Genomic DNA, 15,767 nt, shown 5'->3' on the forward strand with positions numbered 1-15,767 from the left:
CGTACCACTACGTGTGTGCTCACCTGCGGAACCTCCCTACACCCAGTTGACTTCCGCCCGCTTCAGCAGCGGGTCGTCCGTCAGTTGGAACAGCGGCACGGCGAAGTTGCCCGACCTGAAGCGGCCGCCGAAGTGGAGGCCGAGCACCCGGTGGTCGGCCAGGTCGAAGACGGGGGAGCCGCTGTTTCCGCCGAGCGTGGAGCAGTCGTGCGTCAGGGTGAACCCGGGCCCGTCCGGGACCAGGGCCGTGGCCGTGCCGGGTTGGAGCCGCTTCACGTTGTAGATGTCCATGAAGATGCGGCTCATGGCCTCCGGTTCGTTGCGGCGTCCGTCCGCCGCCGGGTAGCCGACCACGTACACCGGCCGGCCCTGTAGGTCCGGCGGAGCGTCGGCGGCGATCGGCAGCGGAGTCGGCAGCGGCCCGCCGCCGCCCGCCACCGGGGACACCCGGAGGAGCGCCATGTCGACGTCCCGGTGGATGCCGATGATCTCGGTGACCTTGAACTCGAACGATCCGTCGGTGGCGGGTGCGTCGAGCTCCTCGACGGTGTCGATGCGCGCACCCATCCCCTCGCGGAAGGTGAACCCGCCGTCGCCGTCCGCCCGGCTGAACTCGGCCGCGACATGGCGGTTGGTCATCACGGCGAACGGCGAGACCAGGAAACCCGTGCCCAGCCAGTCCAGTTCCGCGTGACCGGAGACCTCGACCCGGCCGACCCGCTCGATCGAAGCCCGGATGCCCGGCCGTTGCCCGTCCAACAGGGCCCAGTCGCCGGGCTGCGAGGCGAAGTCCTGGCCCTGGACCAGGATCGCCGGGCGGCCTTCGAGCAGGATGATCGCCTCCACCCCGAAGGACTCGTCCGCATCGACGTCGTCGCTGCGCCCCGCCGCCAGCTTCTCCAGCCCGCGCACCCCGGCCTCCAGCACCCGGGCCCGCTCCTCCCCGGCGGCGCGGCCGATCTGCGCGGCCGCCGCCTCCCTCGGGGGAAGCTCCTCGGTGGACTCGGGGATCTCGGCGTCCAGTCCCTTGCGTACGCGTGCGGCCACTTCCAGCAGATCCTCTCGGAAGACCTGCTCGGGCCGGGTCGCCACCGGTGATCCTCCGCGCATTTCGCACCTCCTGCGATCGTGCCCGCCGCGTCAGCGCGACTGGGCCGCAGCGATCTCGTCGTGGATCTGCGGGGTGCGCTCCCGCAGGTGCCGCATGATGGCGCTCAGTTGAGTGCCGACGTTGACGAAGGCCGTGCTCTTGCCCTGGAAGCTGACGTCCGTCACCCGTCGCGTGCCGCGGTGCAGGGCCACCACCGTCCAGTCGTCGGTCAGTACGGGCGAGCCGGAGGAGCCGCCCCGGGTGTCGGTGAAGTAGCGGACGTCCGTGTCGTCCGCCTCGAAGGCGAGGTTGTTGCGCAGTGCGATCCGCTTCGGCTCCCCACCCGGGTGCTGAATGATGTTGAGTGCCACCGGCGTGTCCTTGTCCACCGCCAGCGGTGCGGACGCGATGCGCAGGAAGGTGTCGGGCGGGGTGCCGGTCAGGCGCAGCACGGCGTAGTCGAGCTCCTCGTCCCAGGCCACGAGTTCGCTCGCCTGTGTCTCCTCGGCACCCGTGTCGTCCTCGCTCAGGTAGTCGAACCGGGAGCGTGATCCCTGGGCCTGGAGCTGGAGGTCCGAGGGATCCGCCACCTGTTGCCGGCCGTCGGTGCGCTTGCGGGCATTGACCACGTGGTGGTTGGTGACGAGGAGGCCGGGGGCGATGAGCCAGCCGGTGCCGCTGTGGGGCAGTGCCACCGGCTGGAGCAGGGCGCCCCCCTCGTACGGCAGTACCTTGATGCGGGCGACCGAGGAGCCCGCCCTCTCCCCGCCGCTCAGGAAGCCGAAGGGCACCGTGTCGTCCCGGAAGATGATCTCTTCCTTGGATTCCCCGGTGGGGACGTCGGGCGCCACGTCCGGCTCGCCGGCCGCGTCGCGCGCCACCCGGTCCAGTGCCTTGAGGACCACGTCGCGGGCGGCGGCGTCGGTGAGCTGGTCCGTGGCGTTGCGGAGCCAGACGGCCAGCGGAACGGTGCCGTCGATCAGCCGCTCCACCCGGTTCATCTCGTTGAGGTCCGACTGGACCTGCTGGCCGGGCGCCGCCAGGATCGGCAGCGAGCCGCGGTACTTCGGGAGGATTCCCGCGAACAGCAGATTCCGCAGTGCCGGGTCCGACAGTCCCGTCTCCACCGCCGTGTCCCGCAGCTGTACGACGTCGTCCTGGGAGAGATACGTGTCGCTCATGGTCGATCAGGCCGCTCGGTGGCCGTTCCCTTCGGCTGGGCTCTCTGCTGAGGGGTCCGCCCCGCCCGGCTCCGCGGCGACCGGCCGCGTGCCCGTGGGTCCGGCCGGGCCGGGGGCGGCGGCGCCCATCGCCGCCGCCACACCCGAGGCGAGCTCGCCGCTCCGGTCGTCGAGGGTCAGGAGGCGCCCGGCGAGCCGGTCGAGCGTCCCGAGCCTGCGTGCCTCACGCAACATGCCCGGCACGCCCTGGTGGGTGGCTCCGGTCGCGGACCGAAGGACAGGGGCGGAAGGGTCGGGCGAGCCCGCGGACTCCTCCAGCAGGCGGAGCAGCGAGGGCCGCAGCTCGGGCCGGTCGGCCACCACCCGGGCGATGGCCTCACCGAGTATGTCCAGGACCCCGTCCTCGGTTTGGGGCAGGCCCACGACGTCCAGGCAGTGCTCCAGGATCCGCGGGTGGTCGCGCGAGACCTCGGCGACCGCGGCACGCACCAGGGCGGGCTGCCGGACGAGCTCCGCGTCGGGCAGCAGCCACAGTCGCTCGGCGAGCCTGGTCCCGGCCTCCTGATCGTGTTCCTCGGTGCGGGACGCCAGCTGCGCACGGGTCAGCAGGGCGCCCAGCGCCTCGAAGTCCTTGCCCAGGCCCGTGGCGATCTCCTCCGCCTCGGCGAGGTCGTCGTGGGCCTCGGAGAGGTCGCCGTCCGCCTCGGCCAGCCGCGCCGCGAGGAGGAGCAGTTCCAGCTGCAGTGCGGGGAAGCCGTCCTCTTCGGCGCGCTCCACGGCCGCGTCGGCGGCCGCCCGGGCTTCGCCGCGACGGCCCAGCCGGTCCAGGGTCTCGACCCACAGCGGGTGCAACGGGCTGCCCGAGGTCCACGGGCGCCGCCCCTCGATCCGGGCGGCGGCTTCGGCGACGTACCCCTGAGACAGCAGGTTCTCGACCTCGCGGGCGGCGATGCGCTCCCAGTCCTCCTGGTCCGCCTCCGCCATCACCTCGTCCGAGGTGTGGCCGCCGAAGCGACCGGCGAGGTACGCGGCGGACCGGCCCGCCATGTCCTCGTCGGCCCCGACGAGGAACGTCGCGACGCCGGGCAGCCAGCGCAACTCCACTTCGCGCGGGCTCTCGTTCAACCGCAGCCGGTGGTAGATCTCCTCGGCCCGCGCCTCCAGGCCTTCGCGCACCGCGTAGTACGCCACGGCGCGCTGCCCGACGGCCCGCATCAGGTCCGTGTGGGCGCGGTCGGCCAGCCGCAGCATGATGGCCCGCAGATCGGCCCGGTGGCGTACGGTCCCGGGGCCGGCGGATTCCACCTGGTCGAGCCGGGAGAACAGCTCGAAGAGGCGCTCCGCCTCCACGTCGGATTCCACCGTCAGTCCGCACGGACCGGCGAGGACTTCCCGGATCAGTCCGGGGGTGATGGTCCGCAGCGCCATGCCGGCCTGCGCCAGAGCGCGGACGTCCGGGTCCCCGATGCGCCTGAGGATCCGCTCGTAGAGGGTCCCCTGGATGAGCATCTGGTCGACCTTGCGGTAGAACTGGCGGCGCCGTCGGGGCAGGCTCTCGATCAGTTCGTTCAGCGATTCGGCCCGGTCGCCTTCCTGCTCGGCGGCCCGCGCCGCCAGCTTCAGGCTCAGGGGGTTCCCGCCCACGCGGTCGGCGAGCTTCTCGGCGAGGCGTTCGTCGGTCACCCCGCAGGAGACCAGGAGGGCCACGGAGGCCTCCGGGCCGAGGTCGTTCAGCTCGATGGTCAGGGGCTCCACCACTCGGGCCGGATGGTGTTTCAGCAGCCGCCCCGCGACGACGGTCCGCAGGCGCGGGTGCACCTTCTGGAGCGCCGACCAGAGCCCCCACATGCGGCCGAGCTCCGGGGAACCGCTGTACATGGCCTCCTCGAAGGAGTCGATCACGAGAACCAGGGGCGGCTGCTCCGACGCGGGCACCCCCACCGCCTGGACGACGAGCGTCGCGAGCTGCGCCGCCAGCATTCCTTCGCGTGCCGAGGCCAGGGCGTGCACCCCCGACTGGGAGAGCCGCGCCATCGTCGCCCGGGTGGTGGCGAGCTCGTAGAGCTCGTCGACGGTTCCCTCTTCGGCCCGGTGGAGGCCGACGGTCTCCTCGCACGTGTGCGCCAGGGCGTCGAAATCGGTGTGGTGCTCGGGGTACTGGACGCTGAGCTGCCGGGCCATCTCCGCGATCAGGGTGGCCGGTTCGCGGGCCGAGAGGGTGGGCCGTGCGAAGTCGACGTACGCGAAGGGGAACGTGGTGGGGAAGTCGCGCAGGCTGTCCCGGAGGAACGTCGCGAGCAGGGTGCTCTTGCCGATGCCGTTCATCCCGTGGACCAGCACCGGTCGCTTGGTGCCGGTGCCGACCGCCAGGGTGAACTCGTCCTGGAGCGGCGTGGGGAGTCCGATGTAGGCGCGCAGTCGGGCGAGTTCCTCGGCGCGCCCCTGGAAGGAGCTGCGCTCGAGGCGTTCGAGGGGCTGCATCAGCCGTGCCCGGTCGAGCAGCCGCTGGACGTGCGCGACCTCGGGAATGCCGGTGATGCCCGGGATCTGCGCCAGCCACAACACCGCCTGCAGCGTGCGCGGCAGCTCGTCCAGCCTCTGGCGGGCGAGGTCCGGGGGCGTGCCGTCGAGGTAGGCCAGCGCGAAGTGTTCCGGGCTCAGGCCGGGCGGGATCTGCTCCAGGTTGGCCAGCAGGGCGCGGCGGGCCCCTTCCGGGCCGGCGAAGCCGGCGAGCGCGGTGTCGCGGACCTCCGCCTTGAGTGCCCAGGTGACGGTGTTGCGCGCGCCGACGGCACGGCAGTCGGGCAGCAGCTCCACCCCGGCGGCCCCGGAGGGCTCCAACTCGCCGGGCAGCTTAAGCCGTGCGGGTTCGAACCGGTTCAGCAGGGAGGCCGCTTCCCGGTAGGCCTTGCGCAGGTCCGACACGTCTGCGGGGCCGGGGGAGGCCGCGGCGGCGCTCAGCTGCTCGCTCAGGCGCGCGCCGAAGTCCTCACGGGGGCCGAGCGCGCCGTAGAGGCGGACCGACGCCGCTGCCGCCGTACAGAGCTTGCGCATGTAGCTGTCCGGTCCGCATGCCTCGCAGGCCTGCAGAACGGTGGGGACGGCGGTTTCCACGAGGGCGGAGATCCGCTGGACGTCCGGGGGAATCGACTTCGAAGCCTCGGTGAAGAACTGCCGGAAGAACTCCCGCAGATCTTCCGGGCCGAACATCCTGGCGGTGTCCCTGACCTCGTCCCTGCGTATCTCGTACGGGAGCTGGCGCATCGTCGGCGAGTACCCCAGCAGCACCAGCCGGGGCGGTACGTCCGGCGGCGTCGGCCTCTGCTTGTGGATGGTCAGGGCGAGCTTGCCGATGCAGTCCCAGACGTCGGAATTGACGTCGAGCTTGTCGCAGTCGTCCAGCACCAGCCAGTACTGCCCGCGCGCGGTGGTGGCCTGGCTGACGACGCGGTGCACCGCCGCATCGATCTCCGGTAGTGGATCGTTCAATTGTGTCGGATTCAATGGCGAGGGGGGCGAGGGGGGTGTGCTCGCGAGCGTCGGTGGGACCGGGTTCGGTTCCGCGACGGACTCGGTGAGCCGCTGGACCAACTGCTCGGCCGTCGAGGTCCGGTTCAGCGTCACCCGCACCGGGCGGAAATTGCAGTGCTCGCCCACGTACCGGATCAGTTTGTAGCTGTAGGAGCGCCCGCTGTCCGGTTCCCCGTCGACCACCAGAACGGATTTGTCGGGATTCTCGAAGAATTCACGGAGCCGCTTCCTGAAATCGACCCGGTCGATGAACACGTCGGTGCCGTTGCCGAGCACGCTGGTGAGGAAGAAGTCCTGGGGTGAAATGTGCAGCCGAACGGCCTCCTCCAGCTCGCTCTCGAGGCGCTCGGCTTCTTTTCCGGCCGGGAGGGAGGCGAGCGTGCCCAACTGAGTGAGCGTGCTGAGGAGCAGGAGTTGCATTTCGACGCCGCTGTTCCGCACTGCCTCGACCAGGGCGATCGCATTGTCGTTGCTGACGTAATTCAGCGGGATTCTGCTCACGAACTCGGGCGGGAACCCGAATTGGACCAGCTTGGGTCGGGGTTCGCCGGAAATGAAGAAGTGATCTCGCACCATTTCGGTGACGAGTCCCCATTCGGTGTCCTTGGGAGACATACCGCACCTGCACATCCGCCGTGGCGGCGTGGGAAGACGGACTGCCTGATACCTGCCATGATTTCACTCGGCCGGGTCACTCGCAACGCGGCCGAACACCGTGCGCAGCCCCTGCTGGACGGGCGTGCTGCGCAGGTACTCGGTGATCCCGTGATGGTTGTCGCTGTCGTTCCTGACCAGATGGTCGGTGACGAGGCCGGGCGGACCGTACTCGGGTCGCAGCCAGTGGTCGAGCGCCACCAGGTCCCGCAGGTCCGAGACGTTGGACCAGGCCGTCACACCCGCCGGGACCGCCGCCGGGAGCGCGAGCACGTCCTGTACCTCGGTGATGCCGAGAGGACACCCCACGCTGACGAACAGGGTGACGTCCCGTCGCTCCTCGCGGAGCACCTCGTACGCGATGACCGAGCCGAGGCTGTGCCCCAGCACGACGAGCGGCCCGTCGCGCACGCCGGCCAGCTCGCCGCGGACGACCTCGCGCATCGCCTCGCCGACGCCGCCGAAGAAGTACGCGTACACGTCCTCGAAGGTGAGCTTCACGAGCAGCTCGAAAACGGGTGAGCGCAGCAAGAGGGGGAGCGGCAGTGCCTCGGCCAGGTCGGGTGGGGCCCCTGCGGGCGCCGCGTCCTCGGACCGGCCGAGGGTCTCGGCCGAGTACGTCATCTTCGCCAGCCAGTGCGCGAGTTCTTCCTCCCCGGCCTGCGCCGACCGGGTCCCGATCGCCGGACCCGCCGTCCGGCGCGCCTCGCGGAGCGTCTGCTCGATGAACTCCTCCGGAGTCCGCGGCGCCGCCCGGTCCGGGGTTTCCCGGACGGGCGGCGGGCCGCCGGACAGCGGATCGGACCGGTGGTCGGGCAGGGGGGTGCCGTACCGGACCGGCGCCCAGTAGGCCATCCGTGATGCCGCGCCCATGTCCGTGCCGAACAGGGCCTTGTCCCACTGGGCCTTGAGCAGTTCCTTGCGTACCTTGTTCCCGTTTCCGTGGACGTAGACGACGGTGGCGTCGTCCATCTCAGCTGTCCAGGACCACGTCGTCGTAGCTCTCCAGCCGCTTCCAGCGCTCCGCGGGCGCGCGGGTGACGGGCATGAGGTCGGCGGCCGGCAGTGGCCCGAAGTCGAGGCCGGTGAGCTCGACGATGTCGGTGACGGGCACCTGGAACGTGCGGAACGGGCCGAGCGGCGGCGGATCGCCGGCCTTGGCGCCCGCCATCGCCCGCTCGCGGTCCCGGCTGAGGTCCGGGCTCTGGTCGAGGATGTACCCGGTCGAGGCCAGTCCGCCGTTGTGGACGAAGGCGGCCACCTTCCAGAACCGCAGCGGCACCTGGATGCCCCGGTAGGGCGGGTCGGAGTCGTGCAGGACGGGACCGGTGAAGACGGACAGCTTGCGGTCGAACCGGGCCGCGTGGTCGAGCAGATGGTTCTCCAGCCCCTGCCACAGCTCCTTGCCCTGGTTGAAGGAGTCCTGCTGCGGGGCCGCGTTGGTGAAGTGGAAGGTGTCTGTGTTCGCGCGGTTGGCCTCGGCCACGGCGCCCCAGACCGGGTCCAGACGGCGGACCAGGTGCCCGCGGTCCAGGGAGTTGTCGCGGTAGATGTCGTTGCCGGCCTGCTGGGCCTCGGGCACGCGGGGGTCGAACCCCCAGTTGTCGTCGCGGGGTACGTCCTCGAGGAGCCGCTCGCCGTCGATGCAGACGGCGGTGGAGGCGGCCAGCCTGCGGTCGGGGCGCAGGACGACGGTGAAGTGGGTGTACGGGAGGACCACGGTCTCGACCCCGGCCGCGGCGGGGAGGGGGAGCGGGACGACGGAGCCGAGGAAGGACTCGTCGTAGCCGGTGCGATCGGCGAGGGAGCCCTGTCGTGCCGTGGCGTCCGCGGCCCGGTCCGGCGGCGTATCAATTGCGTTCATAAGATAGCAATACCGCGTACAAGCGATCGTTCTACGGTGCGGTGCAAGGGCCACCCGAACAGCGGCCCTCCCGCCGGCTGCCCCCGGCAGGCCCGATCGGGCGGCGTCCCCCACACCCCGGTTCAGGCGGCGGCCGCCGCGGAACCCATGCTGTCGACCCCCCTTTGCCCGCCACGCCCCGAGGAGTACCCGTGCCCACTGGCCTGTCCATCCACGTCGGTCTGAACAAGGTCGATCCCGCGGCGTACGACGGCTGGGACGGCACGCTCCTGGCCTGCGAGAACGACGCCCGCGACATGGCCTCGACGGCCCGGGCCGGCGGGTTCGACGACACCGTGATCCTGACCGAGGACGGCACGGTGGAGAACATCACCGGGGAACTGCGCAAGGCGGCCGGACGGCTCAAGAGCGGGGACATCCTGCTCTTCACCTATTCGGGCCACGGCGGCCAGATGAGCAACGTCGTCGGATCGGACGACGAGCCCGACCGGCTGGACGAGACGCTGGTGTTCTTCGACCGCCAGTTCCTCGACGACGAGCTGCACCGGGAGTTCCGGCGCTTCGAGGAGGGGGTCAGGATCTTCGTCCTGCTGGACTGCTGTCACAGCGGCAGCGCCATCGAGTCCCTCCAGGGGCTGCTCACCCCGGAGGCGCTGGAGTCGCAGTTCCAGACCCGTGACCCGGACCGGGTGGAGGCGGCGTCCCGGCTGATGCCGCTGCTCAAGCAGCAGGAGATCTTCATCCGGGACCAGTCGTTCTACGAGGGCCTCCAGCGTGAGCTCAAGGACGGCAACGGCGGCGGCCCGGCGCCCGCCGCCGTACTCATCGCCGCCTGCCAGGACAACCAGGTGGCGTCCGACGGAGACGTCAACGGGCTGTTCACCGCGAACCTTCTCAAGGTGTGGGGGAAGGGAGCCTTCCTGGGCGACTACCGCACCTTCCACCGCGACATCCAGAAGCGCATGCCCGCCAACCAGAGCCCGAACTTCTACACCACGGGCAATCCGTCGGACGGCTTCCTCCAGCAGAAGCCGTTCACCATCTGACAGGGGCGGCCCGAACGTGAGGCCCGAACGGGCGGGCCTCTCAGCCGCGACGGCCGTCGGTTCCCTTCGCCGTGGCGAGGCGCCAGGGCGCGAACGCGGAGGCCGTGCGCGGCAGGAGGCCCGCCAACTCGGGGCAGTGCCGCACCACCACACTGCTCATGCCGTTGCGCTCGATCCAGTCGAGGCCCAACGGGGTGTACACCTCCGGCCTGAAGTCGACCGTGAGGAACCGGTCGCTCTGCAGGCGGCGGGTCGCCATCAGGATGAAGATGCGGAAGGCGGTGTCGCTGAAGCCGAAGCCCTGCGGCGGGTTCTCGGCGAAGAGACCGACCATGGTGTCGATGTGATCGACATCGCGGTAGACCTCCTTCAGGCGCGCGACGGTCTCCGCGTCCTCGGACACGTCCTCGAACCGCCGTACGCGCGGCTTGTGGAGACCTGCCCGGAAGTCGTTGTAGCGCGGGACGCCGCGGCGCCGCGTGCGCACCAGATCGACCACGGACAGGTCGATGACCTCACCGTCCCGCTCGAACGACCGCAGCGCGTGCGGGTAGTTGTTCAGCGTGATGGCGCCGGGATGGGCGATGCCCAGCGAGTACAGGGAGTCGGCCAGACCGGTCCTGCGGATGAGGGCCTCCGCAGCGGGCCCCTGCACGTCGTTGAAGCCGAGGGTGTCCAGTCTCCGGCCGAGCCGGTGGTCCACGATCTCGAAGTCGTCGGGGAGCAACGGGTGCATGCGGTAGACGGTGACGAAGTCCTCGGTGAGCGAGTACGGAGCGGCGTGGTGGTCCGGAAGGGTCTCGGGGATGCCGGTCAGTGAATGCGCCTCGAAGAGCCACAGTCCCAGCTGTTCGAGCCACTTCTTCGGCGGTCCCTGCCAGTTGGTCTTCAGGCCGATGTCGATCACTTCGGTGGCGAGGATCGCGGGGGTCCACTCCACGGTGTGGATCTTCGCGATGAGGGCCGAGACGACCAGTCGCGCCGTGTGGTAGACACGGTCCTCGCTCAAGGCCGGGTACTCCTGCCGCAGTGCTGCGCACACGGCATTGTGCTCGCGGGCGAAGAGGGTCTGCAGGGCGCTGAGGCCGTACCACCAGCTCTCCGCGAACCCGGTGAGCGGGAGACCGTCCGGCCCGGCCGGCAGGTGGCCGTCCTCCAGGCGCAGCGAGGCACCGCCCCCCGGCTCGCGCAGCGACCTTCCGGTGGCCTCGTTGCCGCCGTAGATTTCGGATCCGTCCCACCAGTGGGACGCCGCGTTGGCGAACAGCGTCGGCGGACCCTTGCCGTCGGCCGGGTACAGCCCCTCGTTCTCGGCGAAGCGCATGACGTCCTCGGGACGTCCGCCCGGAGTGTTCCGCCACGTGACACCGGGAGGGAGCGGCACCTCGACGCTCTTCGTGCCGGTGGGGTAGCGCTTGTGGTTGACCCAGTCGTGCACCTGGAACTGGATCCAGGCGGCGGCCAGGACGTTGAGGGAGCGGGCCGGAAGGAAGACGTCGCGGTGCAGCAGCTCGCGACTGACGGTGACCGGGTTCGGTACGTCGAACAGGTCCGGTCGGTAGACGGGCGCGAGGTTGCGGCCGAAGGCGGACCCGACGGCGCCCATCCCCGGTGCGGACAGGTCGTTGTAGGTGCCGTCGTAGCTCCGTGCGAGCCGCATGTCCTCGTCGATGGGATCGGGTACGGGCCGGGCTCGGGGCGGAGCCTCGCGGACCTCGGTGTCGATCAGGTTGTCCTGCCGCAGCTTCTGCCGGAAAGCCAGGAGGTTCAGCAGTCCGAGGCTCGTGGGCAGCCGGTGCCAGGGGACGCATCGGTTGAGGCCGCGGAAGGCGGCGCGCAACGGCACGCCCAGCACGGCGTTGCGCCGCGGCTCGACGACGGCGAACCGGTGGCCCAGCCGGTGCGCGCTACTGGCCTCGTAGGCGACCTTGCGCGCACGGTTGAGGTTTCCGAGGGGCCGGAAGGCCTCCGTGGTGTTCCACGGGTTGAAGGCGAGCCCGTCGACCCGTGCTGCCGCGGCGCGGGCGTCGGCGGAGCTGATGTCCTGGCACGGGACGGTCAGCGTGGCCACCCGCACGAGAGGCGCGTCCGCCTCCTTCCACTCGGCCGCGCCGTCTTCGATGGGCGTCCGGCGGGCATCCACGTAGCGCTGGACGTACAGGTCGAAGACGACATCCGCCCCCTTCAGCCGCCGTGTGAGTTCGTGCTGTAGGAAATCGGGGTCGGCGGCGGAGGGCGCGGGGGCCGACGGAGCGTCGCCCGCGGGCTTCAGCTGATAGCGCACCGGCCCCGCGTCACCCCACAGGATGGCGCCGCGGCTCCAGTACGTCTCCAGCGCCAGGCTGCTCACCGGGCGGCTGGTACCCGCCCGCACGTTGCGGCGCATGCGCGCGGCCGTGGACCAGCCGACCGCGAGCGGCAGGGTGACGAACAGCGCGACGGCCTTCCGCAGCGTCGAGTCGGCGCCCGCCATGGCCTTCGCGAACTCGACGAACTCGACCGCGTTGCGCGCGTGCGAGATCGGATGGCTCGTCATCAGCAGGTCGTGCGCTTCGCCGGCCCCCGCCGCGATCCGCAGGGCCGCTCCGCGCATATCGGGGGCGTGGTCCGGCCGGCGGGCGCCGTTCGCATTGGAGAGCCGTACGGTGACGGGGTACTCGGCACCCGGTTGGGCGAAGCCGGTCCGCAGGTCGGGGGGCAGGTCGCCGGCGAAGGCCAGGCGCGCGTTCTCCGCGCCGAGAACGGCCTTGGCATGGAACGTGCGTGCGAGGTCGGAGGCGCCGCTGCGCTTCTTGGACTTGAGCTGGACCCGCATGAGCTCGCGGGCGAGCCGCTCGAAGACGAGCCGTTCCGCCTCGGGGTTGCCGCCCATGTAGTGCTCGTACTGCCTGGTCTCGGCCATGTGTGCCTCTTCGCCAAGGCGCACCCCGCGCTCTGGCCGGACGCAAGGCCGGCGGACGACGAGGGTGACGCTGTACGGCTGCCCGGGGCTGGGTCCGCGGGCACCTGGGTTACACACGGCAACCCTGACTCAGTGGTGCGGCCGCGTCGCGCGGAACAACGCAGACGGGTGGTGCGGGAGCGGGATGCGGCGAGTACTGGCAGACTGGTTCCGGAAGATCGCACGGCATGCTGTCCGGCGCGTGCGAGCGCTTCTTCCCGCATCAGTGGGCCACCAGGGCCACCACAGCTCCTCGCCCGAGGCGTCATTCCCGTATCCGGGGACGCTCGGGGCGTCTGCGTCACCAACGCGGGGGAGTGGACGAGGGAACCGCGATGAGGGTTTACGAAGCCATAGTCAAAGGCCTGGAAGACATCGGAGTCCGCGCCGCTTTCGGCGGAGCCGGAGAGAACGCCGCCGGCCTGATGCTGGCGCTGAAGCACTCGCAGCAGATCCGGCCGGTCATCACGCGGCACGAGCAGGCCGCGTCCTTCATGGCCTGCGGCCACGCCATGTACACGAACGAACTGGGCTTCTGCTTCGCAACGGCAGGTCCCGGCGCGTTCAACCTGTTCTCCGGTCTCGCCGTCGCGATGTCCGACTCCTACCCCGTCCTGGCCGTCTCGGGCTACGCCTCGAGGGAATGGCAGGGATGGGGCTCCCTCAACGAAACCTCGGGCCTGAACCGGACGCCCGACTCCCGGGCCATGTTCGCCGCCACGACGAAGAAGTCCTTCCTGCTCGCCGACGCCGCCGACACGTGCGACGTGCTCGAGGAAGCCGTCAACATCGCCTTCGAAGGACGGCCCGGGCCGGTGCACATCCACGTACCCGAGGACCTCACCCACCGTGGTGTCGAGGTGACGAACTTCCGGCACATCCGGCTCGACGTGGCCCCGGTCCTCCCGGATCGGGCCCGCGTGGTGGAGATCGCCGCGGTGCTGGCCGACGCCCTCACCCGGCGCAAGCGCATCGTGGCGCTCGTCGGGTTCGGCGCGATCCGCAGCGGAGCGGGAGCGGAGGTCCGGCGCTTCGTCGAACGCTTCCAGATCCCCCTGCTCACCACACTGGACGGCAAGGGCATCGTCTCCGAGGGCCACCCGCTCGCGGTGGGCGTCTTCGCGGACAGTGGACACTCCAGCGCGTGGAAGGCCTTCCGCGAGGCCGACGTCGTGCTGTGCATCGGCAACTCCCTCAACCAGCACGCCACGTTCAACTATCGCGAGGACCTCTTCGAGGACAAGGTCCTCATCCATGTGAACATCTCCGAGACCGAGTTCCACAAGGCCTACCGGCCCGACTACGCGCTGCTCTCCGACGCACGGCTCGGGCTGGCCGCCCTCCACGAGGCGCTGGACGAACGGGTCGGCGACATCCCGGCGGCCGAGGTCGACGGCCGCGACTACGAAGCCCGTCACATCACGCACCTGACCGGAAAGATCCACCCGGGGGAACTGGCCCAGGCGATCGGCCGGATGCTGCCCCCACGAGGCGTTCTGCTCGCCGACGCGGGAGCACACCTCGCCTGGCTCGGCTACTACGTGGAGCTGGAGGAGGGGCAGAACTTCCGCAAGGTCGGTTCCTTCGGGCCGATGGCCGGCCATGTCAACGGCGCCATCGGAATGAAGGTCGCGCACCCGGAACGGACCGTCGTCGTCGGATGCGGAGACGGGTGCTACTCCTTGTCCGGCTTCGAGCTGATGACCGCCGTCGAGAACGACATCCCCGTCATCTGGATCGTCTTCGACGACCAGGAGTTCAAGCTGATCAAACTGTTCCAGCTCGTCACCTACGGGGAGGCGGCGCTCGTCGAGTTCCAGAACCCCGACTTCGCCGCGTACGCGCAGGCGTGCGGCGCCGACGGCTATCGCGTCGAGACGCTGGAGGAGTTCGAGAAGGCGTTCCGTGAAGCGCTCGCCTCCGGCCGGCCCTCGCTCATCGACGCCCGGATCACGCGATGGGCCGTACCCCACTACAGCCCCTCGCCCGACGGCGTCATCGCCGGCCTCGTCGAGTCCATCGAGGCACGCTTGCGCGGCTGAGGGCGCCCGTGAAGGGACAGCAGCATGAACGACCCGCTGAACAGACACAGCCGTGCCGGGTTCGAGGCCCTCGTGAACCGCCCGCTTCTCACGTCGATCTGGCGTCGGCGCACCCACCGGGTCAGCCGCGGCAGCTCGGTCGAGGCCGGTTCGATGAGCTGGGTCTCCACCGCACCACGGGCCCCGCTGACAGAGCTGGAAGAGGCCGTCCTCATCGCCATCACGGGCTGCTCCGGCCTCACCATGCCGGACCGTCCCTTCGCCGACCCCCGCGACGGCAAGCCCATCATGGCCAAGCCGAACCTCAACATGACCGGCCGGACCGCGGGCAGCCCCGACAACGCCCAGGGCACGCACTTCTTCCTGATCAACGACACCGGCACCTACTTCCTGCGCAACCTGCCCCCTGCACCCGAGGGCGGGGCGACGGCGCTCGACGCGGAAACCCTCTGCGCGCGCGCCGCCGAGGCGAAGGTACGGCTCCTCGACCACCGCATCGACGTACCGGAAGGCAAGCGGGACTTCCCCGCCTACCTCGACTCGAACCGGTTCCTGTCGAACCTTCCGGGTACCACCCTCCTCTTCCCCGTGGTGGACCTGTCACGGCAGTACATCAACGGCCTGATGTACCTGCTGACCCAGCCCGAGGGGGCCCGGCCGGCGATCGTCGACGACCGGAACCTCTACCGTTCGGCGGGCGTGCGCACATGGGTGAAGTCGGGGTTCCTGAACGAGGACATCAAGCTGCCCCTGGGATTCATCTGGGCCATGCGGACGCAGATCGAAGCCGACCTGCTGCTCCAGAACCTCATGCTCACCGCCGACGCCATGGGCCTCGGAGCCTGGATCCACGCCTCGATCGCCCCGTCGGTCCTGCTGGGCGACCCGAAGTTCCGTTCCGCCTACGGCCCCATGCTCGATTTCGACTGGACCGTCCCGCGGTGGAGACCGGCGGACCTCCTGCGCTGGCAGGTGCCGCTTCCGCGCTACGCAGACCTGCGGGCGACCGCCGTGGGCCTGCGGCACAACGGTGAACACCTCATCAAGGCGATGTGCCCGCCCAACTACGACACCATGAGCGAGGCGGTCGACGCCGTCGTGGCGGGGAAGTTCGGACCGGCGGGCATCTACTCCGACGAGGGGCTGTTCGCGCGCATCTACCGGGGGGACTTCGGCAGGCAGTACCTGCACGAGGCCAGCGACTACTCCGCCGACGTCATCGCGTGCACGCGGGACATCTGCACCTACATCTACGAGACCCACGGGCGGTTCCCCGCCCACTGCGACACGATCCACGTACCGGGCGTGTGGCTGCAGGCCCATCACCTCGAGAACGCCTACTACGAGCGGTACTTCCACGACGGTCTGACCGAGGCCCACCGCACGCACGACGCGTACTGGCACGGGGAGAGGTGACG

The 15,767-nt window shown here is 70.3% G+C and carries 9 protein-coding genes; 3 read left to right on the forward strand and 6 right to left on the reverse strand.

The features are described 5' to 3' along the window. Positions 1-36 precede the first annotated feature (36 nt). The 5 genes from ACFRU2_RS08065 to ACFRU2_RS08085 form a co-directional block, all read right to left on the reverse strand. Positions 37-1,110, reverse strand: a complete 1,074-nt coding sequence (locus ACFRU2_RS08065; RefSeq protein ID WP_382969096.1) for a trypsin-like serine peptidase — start codon at positions 1,108-1,110, stop codon at positions 37-39. Between the two features lie 30 nt (positions 1,111-1,140). Beyond that, positions 1,141-2,271 (reverse strand): trypsin-like peptidase domain-containing protein, encoded by a 1,131-nt coding sequence (locus tag ACFRU2_RS08070; RefSeq protein ID WP_382969099.1) that lies wholly within the window; start codon positions 2,269-2,271, stop codon positions 1,141-1,143. Positions 2,272-2,277: 6 nt separating this feature from the next. Beyond that, complete coding sequence (locus tag ACFRU2_RS08075) at positions 2,278-6,303, reverse strand: AAA family ATPase (RefSeq protein WP_382969101.1); 4,026 nt, start codon at positions 6,301-6,303, stop codon at positions 2,278-2,280. A gap of 177 nt (positions 6,304-6,480) precedes the next feature. Next, entirely contained in the window at positions 6,481-7,428 is a 948-nt protein-coding gene (locus tag ACFRU2_RS08080; protein ID WP_382969103.1) for a hypothetical protein, read from the reverse strand. Position 7,429: 1 nt separating this feature from the next. Then, positions 7,430-8,320: a DNA/RNA non-specific endonuclease gene (locus ACFRU2_RS08085; RefSeq protein WP_382969106.1), complete on the reverse strand. Its 891-nt coding sequence runs from the start codon at positions 8,318-8,320 to the stop codon at positions 7,430-7,432. Between the two features lie 191 nt (positions 8,321-8,511). On the opposite strand from ACFRU2_RS08085, the gene ACFRU2_RS08090 reads away from it, so the two are divergent. Further along, on the forward strand, positions 8,512-9,366 hold the full coding sequence (locus tag ACFRU2_RS08090) for a caspase domain-containing protein (RefSeq protein ID WP_382969109.1): 855 nt from the start codon (positions 8,512-8,514) through the stop codon (positions 9,364-9,366). A gap of 40 nt (positions 9,367-9,406) precedes the next feature. Here ACFRU2_RS08090 and ACFRU2_RS08095 read toward each other — a convergent pair whose 3' ends face one another. Then, complete coding sequence (locus ACFRU2_RS08095; protein ID WP_382969112.1) at positions 9,407-12,268, reverse strand: peroxidase family protein; 2,862 nt, start codon at positions 12,266-12,268, stop codon at positions 9,407-9,409. 374 nt (positions 12,269-12,642) lie between these two features. Here ACFRU2_RS08095 and ACFRU2_RS08100 point away from each other — a divergent pair, with 374 nt between their 5' ends. Together ACFRU2_RS08100 and ACFRU2_RS08105 are read left to right on the forward strand one after the other, a co-directional pair. Next, the gene (locus ACFRU2_RS08100; protein ID WP_382969113.1) at positions 12,643-14,349 is read left to right on the forward strand and encodes a thiamine pyrophosphate-binding protein; all 1,707 of its coding nucleotides are present in this window, start codon (positions 12,643-12,645) and stop codon (positions 14,347-14,349) included. Between the two features lie 24 nt (positions 14,350-14,373). Continuing rightward, positions 14,374-15,765, forward strand: coding sequence for a hypothetical protein (locus ACFRU2_RS08105; protein ID WP_382969116.1), 1,392 nt, complete (start codon positions 14,374-14,376; stop codon positions 15,763-15,765). Positions 15,766-15,767 lie beyond the last annotated feature (2 nt).

Source organism: Streptomyces sp. NPDC056883 (assembly GCF_042788835.1).
GTDB lineage: Bacteria > Actinomycetota > Actinomycetes > Streptomycetales > Streptomycetaceae > Streptomyces > Streptomyces stoeckheimensis.

Excerpts from the sequence above, each read along its gene's own strand:
- ACFRU2_RS08065 (WP_382969096.1), bottom strand. The coding sequence starts at position 1,110 with ATGCGCGGAGGATCACCGGTGGCGACCCGGCCCGAGCAGGTCTTCCGA.
- ACFRU2_RS08070 (WP_382969099.1), bottom strand. The coding sequence starts at position 2,271 with ATGAGCGACACGTATCTCTCCCAGGACGACGTCGTACAGCTGCGGGAC.
- ACFRU2_RS08080 (WP_382969103.1), bottom strand. The coding sequence starts at position 7,428 with ATGGACGACGCCACCGTCGTCTACGTCCACGGAAACGGGAACAAGGTA.
- ACFRU2_RS08085 (WP_382969106.1), bottom strand. The coding sequence starts at position 8,320 with ATGAACGCAATTGATACGCCGCCGGACCGGGCCGCGGACGCCACGGCA.
- ACFRU2_RS08095 (WP_382969112.1), bottom strand. The coding sequence starts at position 12,268 with ATGGCCGAGACCAGGCAGTACGAGCACTACATGGGCGGCAACCCCGAG.
- ACFRU2_RS08100 (WP_382969113.1), top strand. The coding sequence starts at position 12,643 with ATGAGGGTTTACGAAGCCATAGTCAAAGGCCTGGAAGACATCGGAGTC.
- ACFRU2_RS08105 (WP_382969116.1), top strand. The coding sequence starts at position 14,374 with ATGAACGACCCGCTGAACAGACACAGCCGTGCCGGGTTCGAGGCCCTC.